Annotated in this window: 10 protein-coding genes; 9 read left to right on the top strand and 1 reads right to left on the bottom strand. The window is 56.7% G+C overall.

Features of this window, described 5'->3' with window-relative positions; all coding sequences use genetic code 11:
• The 4 genes from ACP86_RS21590 (at nucleotide 1) to ACP86_RS21575 (ending at nucleotide 4,645) form a co-directional block, all read left to right on the top strand.
• Complete coding sequence (locus ACP86_RS21590; protein ID WP_053115589.1) at nucleotides 1-1,215, top strand: patatin-like phospholipase family protein; 1,215 nt, start codon at nucleotides 1-3, stop codon at nucleotides 1,213-1,215.
• 88 nt (nucleotides 1,216-1,303) lie between these two features.
• Nucleotides 1,304-2,206: a 50S ribosomal protein L3 N(5)-glutamine methyltransferase gene (gene prmB, locus ACP86_RS21585; protein ID WP_053115374.1), complete on the top strand. Its 903-nt coding sequence runs from the start codon at nucleotides 1,304-1,306 to the stop codon at nucleotides 2,204-2,206.
• Between the two features lie 37 nt (nucleotides 2,207-2,243).
• The gene (gene aroC, locus ACP86_RS21580; RefSeq protein ID WP_008171766.1) at nucleotides 2,244-3,338 is read left to right on the top strand and encodes a chorismate synthase; all 1,095 of its coding nucleotides are present in this window, start codon (nucleotides 2,244-2,246) and stop codon (nucleotides 3,336-3,338) included.
• A gap of 143 nt (nucleotides 3,339-3,481) precedes the next feature.
• Nucleotides 3,482-4,645, top strand: coding sequence for an MFS transporter (locus ACP86_RS21575; protein WP_008171764.1), 1,164 nt, complete (start codon nucleotides 3,482-3,484; stop codon nucleotides 4,643-4,645).
• A 3-nt stretch (nucleotides 4,646-4,648) separates the two neighbouring features.
• On the opposite strand, the gene ACP86_RS21570 is transcribed toward ACP86_RS21575, so the two are convergent.
• Nucleotides 4,649-5,521: a LysR family transcriptional regulator gene (locus ACP86_RS21570; protein WP_008171762.1), complete on the bottom strand. Its 873-nt coding sequence runs from the start codon at nucleotides 5,519-5,521 to the stop codon at nucleotides 4,649-4,651.
• Between the two features lie 416 nt (nucleotides 5,522-5,937).
• Here ACP86_RS21570 and leuC point away from each other — a divergent pair, with 416 nt between their 5' ends.
• From leuC to ACP86_RS21545, 5 genes are all read left to right on the top strand, one after another.
• Complete coding sequence (gene leuC, locus ACP86_RS21565; RefSeq protein WP_053115373.1) at nucleotides 5,938-7,356, top strand: 3-isopropylmalate dehydratase large subunit; 1,419 nt, start codon at nucleotides 5,938-5,940, stop codon at nucleotides 7,354-7,356.
• 16 nt (nucleotides 7,357-7,372) lie between these two features.
• Nucleotides 7,373-8,020, top strand: coding sequence for a 3-isopropylmalate dehydratase small subunit (leuD, locus tag ACP86_RS21560; protein WP_008171758.1), 648 nt, complete (start codon nucleotides 7,373-7,375; stop codon nucleotides 8,018-8,020).
• 59 nt (nucleotides 8,021-8,079) lie between these two features.
• Complete coding sequence (gene leuB, locus ACP86_RS21555) at nucleotides 8,080-9,153, top strand: 3-isopropylmalate dehydrogenase (protein ID WP_053115372.1); 1,074 nt, start codon at nucleotides 8,080-8,082, stop codon at nucleotides 9,151-9,153.
• Nucleotides 9,154-9,284: 131 nt separating this feature from the next.
• The gene (asd, locus tag ACP86_RS21550) at nucleotides 9,285-10,400 is read left to right on the top strand and encodes an aspartate-semialdehyde dehydrogenase (RefSeq protein ID WP_053115371.1); all 1,116 of its coding nucleotides are present in this window, start codon (nucleotides 9,285-9,287) and stop codon (nucleotides 10,398-10,400) included.
• A gap of 314 nt (nucleotides 10,401-10,714) precedes the next feature.
• Nucleotides 10,715-13,963 (top strand): FimV/HubP family polar landmark protein, encoded by a 3,249-nt coding sequence (locus ACP86_RS21545; RefSeq protein ID WP_053115370.1) that lies wholly within the window; start codon nucleotides 10,715-10,717, stop codon nucleotides 13,961-13,963.
• Nucleotides 13,964-14,034 lie beyond the last annotated feature (71 nt).

Here is a 14,034-nt window from a genome sequence, read left to right as displayed (position 1 = left end):
ATGGGCACATCAAAGGATGACGATCAGGATCCAAAGGACAAGCCCTCAGAGAAAGATCCGCAGGACAACGTCTCGAAGGTCCTGAGCAGCTCGGATGTCTCCGCTACCCGTGCTCCGGCAAATCCGGAAAAAGGCAAAGACCGGAACAAACCGCGCAAGACCGTGGCTCTGACGCTGGGAAGTGGTGGGGCCAGAGGGTATGCCCACATCGGCGCCATCGAAGTTCTGGTGGAGCGTGGCTACGACATCGTTGCTATCTCCGGCTGTTCCATGGGGGCCCTCATCGGCGGTATGTTCGGAGCGGGCAAGATGCAGGACTACAAGGACTGGGTTACCGGTCTGGGCCAGTTCGATGTCCTCAAGCTCCTGGATGTAACGTTCAATTCCGTGGGCGCTATTCGTGGCGAGAAGATTTTTTCGGTTGTAAGGGAAATGCTGGGGGATACCAGGATCGAAAACCTGCCCATTGCCTTTACGGCCGTGGCGACAGATCTGCTCGCCCACAAGGAAATCTGGTTTCAGGAAGGGCCTCTGGATCAGGCTATCCGCGCTTCGGTGGCGATTCCAAGTGTTGTCACACCTCTCGTTCTCAATGGCAGAGTCCTCGTGGACGGTGCCTTGCTCAATCCTTTGCCGATCATCCCGACCATTTCCTCCCACGCTGACATCATCGTTGCGGTCAATCTCAGTGGCGAGGATGACCGCCGCCGACGGATTCCGGACGCTGCGTTTACTCCGGGCGAGGCTGAAAACACGGATATGGACGAGTGGGTGGATACCATCCGTGAGAAGGCCTCGCGCTGGTTTGATTGGGATGCCCTGAAATCCCTGACTGCCCGGAAGCCGGACAACGGTGACAGCCCGGAAGAAAAGATCAGCCGGGCAGTGCACAAGAAAGAGCATCAAAAGCAGACGGATAAGAAGCCGGCTGACAAGAAGAGCCAGGAGGAGCACGAAACCATCGACTGGGACAAGCTCGGGATCGGCAAATTCGATGTGATGAACCTCACCATCGAGACCATGCAGAGTGCGCTTGTGCAGTACAAGATCGCGGGCTACCCGCCGGATTTGCTGGTGAATATCCCGAAGAATGCCTGTCGGAGCTACGATTATCACAAGGCCCCGGAATTGATTCAGCTGGGCCGTGAGCGGATGGCTGCTGCGCTGGATCGCTTTGAAGAAAGCCGGAACAGCTCCGGGCCTCTGGCTATCTGAACAATTTGTTGGCGGGGGCGGGCTGCAGTCGAGCGGGTAAACAGCGTATAATCCCGCGCTAACACGCTCTTGCACAGGATGTACGTTAGTGACCAGCCCTATTGACGACCTTCACAGCGTTCGGGATTACCTCCGCTACGCCTCCTCTCGGTTTGCTGCTTCGCCGCTGTTTTTCGGGCATGGCACGGACAATGTCTGGGATGAAGCCGTTCAGCTGGTTATGCGTAGCCTGCACCTTCCCCTTGAAAACAACACTCTGTTCCTGGATGCCCGTCTAACGCGGGAAGAGCGGGAGCTGGTACTGGAAAGAATCGCCCGGCGCGTGGAAGAGCGCGTACCTCTGGCGTATCTGCTCGGTGAAGCCTGGTTTATGGGCATGCCCTTTCATGTTGACGAACGGGTGTTGGTGCCGCGTTCCCCCATTGGTGAACTGATCGAGAATGGCTTTCAGCCGTGGCTCGGAGACAAGCCGGTGGAACGCATCCTTGATCTTTGCACCGGGAGCGGGTGCATTGGCATTGGTGCGGCATCTGTTTTCGGCGAGGCGGAAGTCGATCTGTCGGACATTTCTCCGGATGCACTTGAAGTGGCTGAATCCAATATCGACCTGCACGGAGTCCGCGAGCGGGTCCGTACCGTACAATCCGATGTCTTTGACAATATTGAAGGTCGCTACGACGTCATCGTTAGCAACCCGCCCTATGTGGATGCAGACGATCTCTCCAGCATGCCGGATGAGTACCGCCACGAACCTGAGCTGGGCCTTGCCGCCGGTAAAGACGGGCTCGACATCGCTCACAGAATCATTGCCAAAGCGGCCGAACATCTTACTCCTGGTGGACTACTGGTCGTGGAAGTCGGTAACAGCTGGGTTGCAATGGATGAGGCGTATCCGGATCTGCCACTAACCTGGCTGGAGTTCGAGAATGGGGGCGATGGCGTCTTTCTGATCACCGAGCCGGACCTGCGTCAGTGGCAGGCTTCCAGTTAAACTGAATTCTCATAAAAGCTGAACAAGATACTGAATTATGTCGGGAAACTCTTTCGGAAAACTGTTTACGGTTACCTCATTCGGCGAGAGCCACGGGCCTGCGCTGGGGTGCATCATTGATGGCTGCCCTCCGGGACTTGAGCTTTCGGAAGCGGACATGCAGCGGGACCTGGATCGCCGAAAGCCAGGCACATCCCGGCACACAACCCAGCGTCGTGAAGCCGACGAGGTGAGAATCCTCTCAGGCGTTTTCGAGGGTAAGACCACCGGAACGCCGATTGGCCTGCTGATTGAAAACACCGATCAGCGGTCCAAGGATTACTCAAAGATCTCCGAACAGTTTCGGCCGGCTCACGCTGATTACACCTACATGCACAAGTATGGTGTTCGCGACTATCGCGGCGGTGGTCGTTCGTCTGCCCGTGAGACCGCCATGCGGGTTGCTGCGGGTGCTGTTGCGAGAAAGTTCCTAGAACAGCGCCTGGGTATCAGGATTCGCGGCTATCTGTCGCAACTGGGGCCCATCAAGGCCGAGAAACTGGATTGGGATCAGGTTCACCAGAACCCGTTCTTCTGCCCGGATGCGGACAAGGTTCCCGAAATGGAAGCTTATATGGATGCCCTGCGCAAGGAGGGTGATTCCATCGGTGCCCGGATCAACGTGGTTGCCGAAGGCGTGCCACCGGGTCTCGGCGAGCCGATCTTTGACCGCTTGGATGCGGATCTGGCTCATGCACTGATGAGCATCAATGCGGTGAAGGGCGTCGAGATTGGCGCCGGTTTTGACTGCGTCGACCAGAAGGGCACCGAGCATCGTGACGAGATGACGCCGGAAGGGTTCCTTTCGAATAATGCCGGTGGTGTGCTTGGAGGTATTTCCTCAGGGCAACCGATCGTGGCCAGTATCGCATTGAAGCCCACGTCGAGTTTGCGCTTGTCGGGTCGCAGTATTGATGTGAACGGCGATCCCTGTGAAGTTATTACCACCGGGCGGCACGATCCATGTGTCGGTATCCGGGCGACGCCGATTGCGGAGGCGATGATGGCCATTGTGTTGATGGACCATTACCTGCGGCATCGTGGGCAGAATGCGGATGTTTCTGTTTCTACGCCGGTGATTGGGCAGCTCTGATTTTGTTTGTCAGGCTTGGTGAAGCTGCTTCGGCGGCACTCACTGCCCAAAAAAAGCCCGTGAATACTTCCCTGTAGGGCTTGGTCGCGCCATCCTTGGCGCTCCACATTTTTGGGCAGTGAGTCCCGCCAAAACAGCCGGACTTGCGGGGTATTTCTATCTACTGGCGCCTCTCTAACCTCTATTTCTGGTTCTTCGCCCTCCTTGGCGGGCTCTTGCCGTATTGGTCCCTCTACCTTGAGGGCCAGGGCTTTTCCTACCTCCAGATCGCCACGCTCATGGCGACCATTCAGCTCACCAAAATCGTTGCTCCCAGCGTCTGGGGCTGGCTAGGGGACAGAACCGGCCAGCGTGTGCGTTTGGTGCGGTTCGGTGCCATTACCGGTTCGCTGTTTTTTGCCGGTGTGTTCATGGAGCCGGGGTTCTATGGCCTGCTGCTGGTCATGCTGGCGTTCACGTTTTTCTGGAATGCGATCTTGCCGCTGTATGAGGTGATCACGCTTCGAACCCTGGGCGAGCAGAAAGAGAAATACGGGCGGGTTCGGCTCTGGGGTTCGGTGGGGTTCATCGGAGCGGTTGCGCTGGTCGGCGGTTTGCTGGAACTGGTGCCGATTCAGAATCTCCCGTGGTTGTTGCTTCCGGTGTTTGCGGGCATTGCCGTATCCGCATTTCTGGTGCCTGCGGAGCGGGGTGAGCGAAAGGCGCCGGCTCCGAAAGGCAGTTTAAAGGCCATCGTCACGCACCCGGCAGTGGTGACGTTTTTTCTGATGAATTTCCTGCTGCAGGTTTCGCACGGAGCTTACTACACGTTCTTCAGTATCCATCTGGAGCAGCACGGGTACGGCAAGCTGTCGATTGGTTTGCTGTGGTCGCTGGGTGTTTTTGCGGAGATCGCACTGTTTCTGGTGATGCACCGGTTAACGCGCAATTTCACGGTTCGCCAGATTGCGATCGGCGCGCTTACGCTCACCATGATTCGATGGGTACTGATCGCGGAGCTGACGGATGTTGTCCTCGTCCTGCTGTTCGCCCAGCTGCTGCATGCAGCATCTTACGGTGCGCTGCATGCAATCTCTGTCCAGTACATCCAGGGCTTTTTTGGCAAGCACCATCACGGGCAGGGGCAGGCCCTCTACAGCGGCCTCACCTTCGGTGCTGGCGGTGCGCTTGGGGCCTGGTTGTCGGGGTTCCTGGTGGATGGGTTCAGTACCTCGGCGGCTTTCTGGGGTGGTGCGGCCGCCATGGCCGTCGCAATCGTGATCACCTGGCGAGGCCTTCGGCCGCCGCCAGCCCATGGCGAGGGTTAAACCTCAGGCGCTTTCCTCTTCCTGCACGATGGTGAGTAACGCTTTGGCCGCGTTGCTGAGCTGCCGCCCGGATAACCCGATCCCCCCGAGGACACGAGAAACTGGCTTGCCCACATCCAGTACCCTAAGGCTGTCGTCAATCATGCGCAGGGGCAGCACACTCCAGCCCAGGCCCACACTGGTCATCATCTTGATGGTTTCCAGGTAGTTGGTTGGCATTTGCGGGTTCAGGTGCAGATTCGCCTCCAGAAACAACCGGCTCACAACCCGATAGGTTGCGGTGCTGGTGTCGGGCAATAGTGCCGGGTGGTCTGCTAGGTCTGTAAGCCTCGGATTTTCGAGTGACGCCAGGGGGTGCTCGGCGCCCACCACAAACACCATCTGGTCCGGCCATTGGGCAAACACATGAAAGCTCGGTTCCATGCTGTCACTCAGCGTCACGAATGCCAGCTCCGCATTACGTTTACGCATCTGCTCGTAGGCGGCATCGGATTCCATGAACTGCAGGTTGATGGACACCTGAGGGTATTCCCGTTTGAACCGTCGTAGCCAATTTGGCAAATGATGCAGACCGATGTGATGGCTGGCGATGATTTGCAGCTCGCCCTGGACTTGTCCAGAGTCCGGCGACAACGCCACCCGGGCGTTGTGAATTTCATCGAGGATCCGACGTGCATGGGGAAGCAAACGACTGCCGGCATCGGTCAGACGAATCTGGCGGTGGCTACGATCGATCAGGCTGGTGCCAAGCTGGTTTTCCAGGGCAGCCAAACGTTTCGATATGGCCGGCTGTGTCAGGTGCAGGATTTCCGCGGCTTCTGAGAAGGAGCCCTGATCGACAATGGTCAGAAAAGCTTTTAATGCGTTTGAATCCATGCTTTCGTTCCTGATTTTCAATTTGGGCGAAGGTCCCGAGTTGGAACAGCGTTTTCAAAACACGCCAACAAGCACGTCCATGTGGGCTCGAATCGGGCCATCCCTGGCCCTCTACGGTTTTGAAAACGCTGTTCCAACTCGCTCCCCGAAGTCTGTTGAAAATCGCAGAGTCTGGGGAGCATGTAGGAGGCTGACTCCCAAAACCGTGGAGCGCCAGGGATGGCGCGACCGAGCCCTACAGGGATGTATTCACGGGCGTGTTTTGGTAGTCAGCCTGCTACATGCGACCTTCATCAAAGTATAACCAAAACGGATGCCAAAGATAAAAAACATGAATTGAGGTTATCCACTCCAAAGCGGTAAGATGTCGGCATCAAACGTCAGAACCAAAAACCCCCAGAGAGTGAGAGAGAACCATGGCGGGCAAAACCTTATACGACAAATTGTGGGACGATCATCTCGTCAAACAGCGCGACGACGGCTCCGCGTTGATTTATATCGATCGTCAGTTACTGCACGAAGTGACATCACCCCAGGCATTTGAAGGCCTGCGTCTGGCGGGGCGGAAGCCGTGGCGGATTGATGCCAACATTGCGACGCCGGACCACAACGTGCCTACCACGGATCGTGATCGTGGTGTCGAAGGTATTGTTGATCCGGTTTCCCGGATCCAGGTGGAAACACTGGACAAGAACTGCGACGAGTTCGGAATTCTTGAATTCAAGATCAAGGATCAACGCCAGGGCATCGTGCACGTTATCGGGCCCGAGCAGGGCGCAACGTTGCCGGGCATGAGTATTGTTTGTGGGGATTCCCATACATCGACCCACGGTGCTTTCGGTTGCCTGGCTCATGGTATTGGCACCAGTGAAGTTGAGCATGTGCTGGCTACCCAGTGCCTGGTGCAGCAGAAAATGAAAAACATGCTGGTGAAGGTCAATGGCAAGCTGGGGCCGGGCGTTACCGGCAAGGATGTTGTGCTGGCCATCATTGGCAAGATCGGGACTGCCGGTGGTACCGGGCACGCCATTGAGTTTGGGGGCGAAGCCATCCAGGGCCTGAGCATGGAAGGGCGGATGACCATCTGCAACATGTCCATCGAAGCCGGTGCGCGGGTTGGTATGGTAGCGGTTGATGACACCACCATCGAATACGTTCGCAATCGTCCGTTTGGGCCCAAGGGCGAGCAGTGGGATGCTGCAGTTGAATACTGGCGCACCTTGCATAGCGATAGCGATGCAGTCTTCGACAAGGTTGTTGAGCTCGAAGGCTCGGAAATCCAGCCGCAGGTGAGCTGGGGTACGTCGCCTGAAATGGTGGCCGGAATTGATGGCAAGGTGCCCGATCCGGAACAGGAAGCCGATCCGATCAAGCGTGAAGGCATTGTTCGCGCTCTCAAGTACATGGGTTTGCAGCCCAATATGGCGATTACCGATATCAAGCTGGATCGTGTGTTCATTGGCTCCTGTACCAACAGCCGCATTGAGGATCTGCGCGAGGCCGCGGCCGTGGTGAAAGGGCGGAAGGTGTCGCCGATTCTGAAGCAGGCCATGGTGGTACCCGGTTCCGGTCTGGTGAAAGCCCAGGCGGAGCAGGAAGGTCTGGACAAGATCTTTATCGAAGCCGGTCTTGAATGGCGCGACCCGGGCTGTTCGATGTGTCTGGCCATGAACGCCGACAAGCTGGGGCAGGGGGAGCATTGTGCTTCCACGTCGAACCGGAACTTCGAGGGCCGTCAGGGCTTTGGCGGGCGTACCCATCTGGTGAGCCCGGCCATGGCTGCTGCTGCCGCAGTGACCGGTCATTTCGTTGATGTCCGTGAGCTGATGAACTGATCCACAGGAGAGAACCATGCGCGCATTGAAGCAACACCAGGGCGTTGTCGCCCCCATGGACCGTTCCAACGTGGATACGGACATGATCATTCCCAAGCAGTTTCTGAAGTCCATCAAGCGCACGGGCTTCGGCCCGAACCTGTTTGATGAGTTGCGGTATATGGATGAAGGCAAACCGGATCAGGATTGTTCCACCCGTCCGATTAATCCGGATTTTGTCCTGAATCAGGACCGCTACAAGAACGCCAGTGTATTGTTGGCGCGACGTAACTTTGGCTGTGGTTCAAGCCGGGAGCACGCACCCTGGGCTCTGGAGGATTTCGGGTTCCGGGTGATTATTGCTCCGAGTTTTGCCGATATTTTCTATAATAACTGCTTTAAGAACGGGTTGTTACCCATTATTCTTCCAGAGGAAATTGTCGATCGTTTATTCCGGGAAGTGGAGCAGAGTGAAGGCTATCAGTTGGCAGTCGACCTGGAAGCCAGGACTGTAACTACCCCATCCGGCGAAACCTTTACCTTTGAGGTGGATGATTTCCGTCGTCATTGCCTGCTGAACGGCCTGGATGATATTGGCGTGACGCTGGAAGATGCTGAGCTGATCCGGTCTTACGAAGATAGCCGCCGTAAAACTGCGCCCTGGCTGTTTGGTGCTGGGCGGTAATAGGCAGTCCGATTACGCTGGCTCTAATTCGACCTAAAGGAATGGAACAAGGAAAAAACATGCCCAGAACTATCCTGATGCTTCCCGGCGACGGTATCGGTCCGGAAATTGTCGCTGAAGCGGAAAAAGTGCTCAACAAGATCAATGATCAGTTCAGTCTCGGCCTGAATTTCGAGTCCGGCCTCGTGGGCGGTGCGGCGATTGATGAAACCGACACACCGCTGCCGGATGAAACCCTCGAAAAGGCCACCAGAGCCGACGCGATCCTTCTGGGTGCCGTGGGCGGTCCTCAGTGGGACAGTCTGCCGATGGCCAAGCGCCCGGAGAAGGGGTTGCTGGGGTTGCGCTCTAACCTGGAGCTGTTTGCAAACCTGCGCCCGGCAATTCTTTATCCGCAACTGGCGTCCGCCTCTTCTCTGAAGCCGGAAGTTGTTTCCGGGCTGGATATCATGATTGTCCGTGAACTGACTGGCGGCATCTATTTTGGTCAGCCGCGCGGTGTGCGCGAACTTGAGAGCGGAGAGCGCCAGGGTTACAACACCTACGCCTACACAGAATCGGAAATTCGTCGTATCGGGCGGGTGGCTTTTGAGGCCGCGCAGCAGCGGGGCAAAAAGCTGTGCTCCGTGGACAAAGCCAACGTGCTGGAAGTGACTGTTCTATGGCGGGAAATCATGAACGATCTCCGCCGGGAATATCCGGACGTGGAGCTGTCTCATATGTACGTGGACAATGCCGCCATGCAGCTGGTCCGTGCCCCCAAGCAGTTTGACGTGATTGTGACTGGCAACATGTTTGGTGATATTCTTTCGGACGAAGCGGCTATGCTCACCGGCTCGATCGGCATGTTGCCATCGGCGTCGCTGAACTCCGAAAAGCAGGGCATGTATGAGCCCTGCCACGGGTCTGCGCCGGATATTGCCGGGCAGGGCATTGCCAATCCGCTGGCCACCATCCTCAGTGCTGCCATGATGCTGCGGTACAGCCTGAATGAGGAAAAAGCTGCTGAAGCCATTGAAGCGGCGGTCAGCAAGGTCCTGGATCAGGGTCTGCGAACAGCGGACATCATGTCTGAGGGCGCAAAGAAAGTGTCCACCCGGGAAATGGGGGAGGCGGTTCTGGCTGCACTGTAAAGAGGCCAGGCCCTGACAGGCGTATTTGAGACCCGACGGCAACGCGATGCAGTTGCCGCGGGATCACCCATCCTGTCCCTGCCAGCGATAAAGGCATGGGGCGGGCATAAAACGAGGTCTGAAGATCGCACATGAAGCGAGTTGGACTTGTAGGTTGGCGTGGCATGGTGGGCTCGGTCCTCATGCAACGCATGCGTGAAGAAAACGATTTCGCCGATATCGAACCGGTGTTTTTCACCACATCCCAGGCTGGCAAGCCTGCGCCGGACGTGGGAAAAGACGACGTTCCTCCTCTGCAGGACGCGTTTGACGTCGAGATTCTGAAAACCATGGATGTCATCGTGACCTGTCAGGGTGGCGACTACACCGGCGCGGTTTATCAGAAGCTCCGTGACGCGGGCTGGGAAGGTTACTGGATTGATGCAGCCTCCACCCTGCGGATGGTCGACCACTCGGTGATTGTTCTGGATCCGGTCAACCGAAACGTGATTGACGCCGCGCTTGAGAAAGGCGTCAAGGACTACATCGGTGGTAACTGCACCGTGAGCCTGATGATGCTGGCTTTGGGTGGCCTGCTTGAGCAGGATCTGATCGAGTGGGTGTCGCCCATGACCTATCAGGCGGCTTCCGGTTCTGGCGCTCAGAACATGCGCGAGCTGTTGAACCAGATGGGCGAGCTCAACAAAAGCGTCCAGTCTGAGCTGGACGATCCTTCCTCCGCGATTCTGGAGATTGACCGCAAGGTAACCGAAACCATGCGTTCGGACGGCTTCCCGACCGAGCACTTCCAGGTGCCCCTGGCCGGCAGTCTTATCCCGTTCATCGACAAGCAGCTCGACAACGGCATGAGTAAGGAAGAGTGGAAGGCGGGGGTCGAGACCAACAAAATTCTCGGGCGCTCCGATAACCCGATTCCCATCGACGGCATCTGTGTGCGGATTGGCGCAATGCGCTCCCACAGTCAGGCGCTGACTATCAAGCTGAAGAAGGATCTCCCGGTTTCTGAAATCGAGTCGATCCTTGCGAAAGCGAATGACTGGGTGAAAGTGATTCCCAATGACCGTGATGCGACCGTTGAGGAACTGACTCCAGCGAAGGTGACCGGTACCTTGAGCGTGCCGATCGGCCGTATCCGCAAGCTGACCATGGGGCCGGAATATATTTCCGCGTTTACGGTGGGTGACCAGCTCCTGTGGGGTGCCGCTGAGCCGCTGCGCCGTATGCTCCGGATCCTTCAGGAGCGTTAAAAATTGTTACACAGAGGCAATAAATGCCAACTGTGTCCGGTTTCGATAAACCGGTGAGGGGGCGGAGGCTGATTTCAGCCTCCGCCCCTGTTATTTTCAAGAGCGCTAGGTAGTTCCGCGTGATTGATAAAAAAATGGTACAAGGATTGCGGCTGATTGATTGATAAAAGAGGTTTTATCAACAATACTTGCCGGACTGAAAATTAAAAAGAACACATAATAACGAGAATTATCAAGACGAAAGTCATCCAACCTCGTCCGATTCTGTTTGAAAAAGAGCAGTAACGAATAACGGAGACTGGAAAGGAAAAAGCATGAAGGTACGCAAGCTTGCGGTTGCCCTGGCTCTGGCGGGAGGGCTCGGATCCGGCGTCGCACAGGCCCTGGGGCTGGGTGAAATAGAACTTCAGTCCTATCTGAACGAGCCACTGGACGCAGAGATTGTTCTGCCCCAAAGCCGTGGCGTCAATCCAGCGGACGTGTTCGTCAATATTGCCTCGGAACAGGCATATGAGCGGGTGGGGCTGGATCGCAACCAGTTTCTCAGTAAGCTCAGGTTCCAGGTGGTCACCGGCAATGATGGCAGTCTCATCGTCAATGTGTCCTCCCGTGAACCTCTGAGGGAACCGTACCTCAACTTCCTGCTTGAGTTGACCTGGCCAAACGGCCGGTTAATGCGGGAATACGCCGTTCTGGTGGATCCACCTGTATACGCGGAAGAGTCCGGCGTGCAGGAACAGGTCAGCACTCCAACAGTCTCCACTTCCCAGACAACCAGCCAGCCGACGACCACTCGCAGTGCAGAATCAGTTCGTCGCCAGGCTCAGGCCGAGCGGTCGCTGGGTTCCGGATATCAGGCTGATACATTCGGGCCCACCGGCGCTTCAGACACGTTGTGGACCATCGCGTCTCAGGTGCGTCCAGACAACAGTGTCTCTATGCAGCAGGTCATGCTGGCAATCCAGGACCTGAACCCGAACGCATTCATTGGCAATAACATCAATCGCCTGAAGCGTGGTGAAGTGCTGCGTGTCCCGTCTTTGGACCAGATCCAGAGTCGAACTCGCGCTGAAGCTACTCGCGTGGTTGCCCAGCAGAATCAGGAATTCCAGACTCCCCAGCGCACAGTGGATGCAACCGCCGAGCAGCAGGCAGCGTCCGCGCCCCAACAGCAGGCTGGCGCCGGAGGTGATGAACTCAAACTCGTGGTGTCCGAGGACGCCGGCAGTGAGGCCGGCGAAAGTGGCTCCGCGGGCGGTGACAGCGAACTGCCGGGCGGCGTTGATGCCGGCACAGCGGTCGCGATGGAAGAGCTCGAAAGCGCTCGCCGGGAGAACGATGAGCTGAACAGTCGTGTTGAGGACCTTCAGGACCAGGTGCAAACTCTGCAGCGCCTGCTTGAGCTCAAGAATACCCAGCTTGCTGAAATGCAGCAGACTGCTGGTGATGAAACGGCAGACCAGACCGCTCCCGTTGAAAGTCCGGCTGCCGATGACGGAGCAGCGGAATCTGTCGCCATGGACGAAGCCGTTGAAGGTGATACGGCACCCGTCGATTCGGACATGATGGACGGTGAAACTGGGGATGCGGAAGCTGCGGGTGAATCAGGCGACATGGCCGAGTCCGAGGCTATGGTCGATGAAACTGACGAAATGGCCGGTTCCGATCAGGCAACCGATGATCAGATGGGTGCCGATGCCGGTGACGCATCAGAACAGGCTGAAATGTCTGGAGCGGATGAGCCCGCGGTTGCGGCTACCGATGATGCGGTTGAAGCAACTGAGGCGGCGGAGCCAGCCCCGACACAAACAGAGCAATCTGCAGAGCCTGCGCCCAAGCCTGCTCAACAGGCTCCGGCTGCCGATAAAGGTTTCCCCGGTAACGTTATTGATGCCATAACTGGTAATCCGATGTATCAGATTGCCCTTGGTGGCGGTCTGATCGTTCTGCTGTTGCTTCTCCTGCTGCTTGCCCGCCGCAATGCAAACCGGGAAAAGGCGTTTTACGAACAACTGAACAATGAAACCGACGAAGAAACGGATTCCTTCGATCTGAGCCTGGATGAAGAGGATCAGCAATCTGCGGCTGGCGACGCCCTGGCCGAGGCTGACTCTTACATTGCCTATGGCCAGCATGATCGGGCTGCCCAAGCTCTGGAAACCGCAATTTCCCGTGAGCCCAGTCGCACCGATCTGCGCTTGAAGCTGCTCGGTGTCTACGCAGATACCCAGGATCGCGACTCTTTCGAAAAACAATTCGGAGAGGTCGAGGCTCTGGACGATGAAGAAGCGCTGACCACCGCGAACCAGCTGCGCGCACGGCTGGAAGAGGCGGAGTCGATGCCCAGCATCGATGACCTTGAGTCTCAGTTACGTTCCGATTCGTTTGCTACGTCCTATGATTCTGACGAAACCGGTGATGAGTCCATTGAGAAGCAGGACAAGCCTGAATCTGAAGAACTTCTCGCCGATCAGTTTGATGCTGAGAAAGAAGAGCCGGCCGAGAACGAGTTTGGCGACTTTGATTCGGAGCTTTCAGAGACTGACCTGTCTGATTTCGAGCTTGATGAGCTTGACGAATCCGAGGCCAGCAAGGAGGACGCATCCGGCGAGGGCAAAGAAGAAAGCCGTGACGATATGATCGAATACGATCTGTCGGGCCTGGAGCTGGAATCGGACGAAGAAAAGCCTTCGACCGAAGACACCTCCGAGCTTGAGGAGTCCACAGACTGGGATCTGTCTTCGGAATTCGAAGAGGACTCTGACAAGCCATCCGGCGCAGAGCAGGGGCTCGACGATTCTGATGACGACCTGAGCCTTGATCTGGAAGAGGGTGATCTGGACGAAGGAGACCTGGCGGAGGAGCTGCCAGACGAAAGGCCTAAAACTACATCCGAGGAAGGTACTGAGCAGAGTGCTGATACTGACGGCGAATCGGATATTGATTCGCTGGACGAGTCATTCCTGGATGAGCTCGATGCTGAACTGGACAAGGTAGCCGGTGAAGAAGACGAGCTTGGTGGCAGTGAGATGGAAGAATCTTCGCTGGATGACCTGGAACTGGACGTCTCCGATGAAGACCTGGCCCTGATGGAAGAGTTTTCCGATTCTGCCGATTCAGCCAACCCCGAGGAGAGCGAAGAGGCGTCACTCGATGAAGAGCTTGGTCTTGAGGACACACTCGGTGAGGGCGATGCAGAGGAAGCGGATCCTGAACAGACGGTTGAAGATGCCGAGGATCTCGAGCAACTGGGTGTAACCGATGAGCTCGAAGACTCGGAGACACCTGAAAGTGATCTTGATCTCCCGGTCGCGTCTGATGAGGTTTCCGATGAGTCGCGCAAATCGCAGGTTGCGGACATCGATGAAAGCGAACTCGGTGACGAGGACGATTTCGACTTCCTGGCCGGAACCGATGAGGCCGCTACCAAACTGGATCTGGCGCGGGCCTACATCGAGATGGGTGACACCGACGGAGCTCGCGACATCCTGGAAGAAGTCTCCCTTGAAGGAAACGAAGACCAGAAAGCAGAGGCGCAAGACCTCCTTAAAAATCTGTCCTGATCCGTTATAATCGGGTCTGACAGGTAGCAAGCGCCGGCCGCCGGGTAATCCTCCCGGCAATAAGGTCGGCG

It is taken from the genome of Marinobacter sp. CP1, assembly GCF_001266795.1.
Classification (GTDB): domain Bacteria; phylum Pseudomonadota; class Gammaproteobacteria; order Pseudomonadales; family Oleiphilaceae; genus Marinobacter; species Marinobacter flavimaris.
Note: the sequence above shows the minus strand (reverse complement) of the source record. Positions and strands in the feature narration are given on the sequence as shown.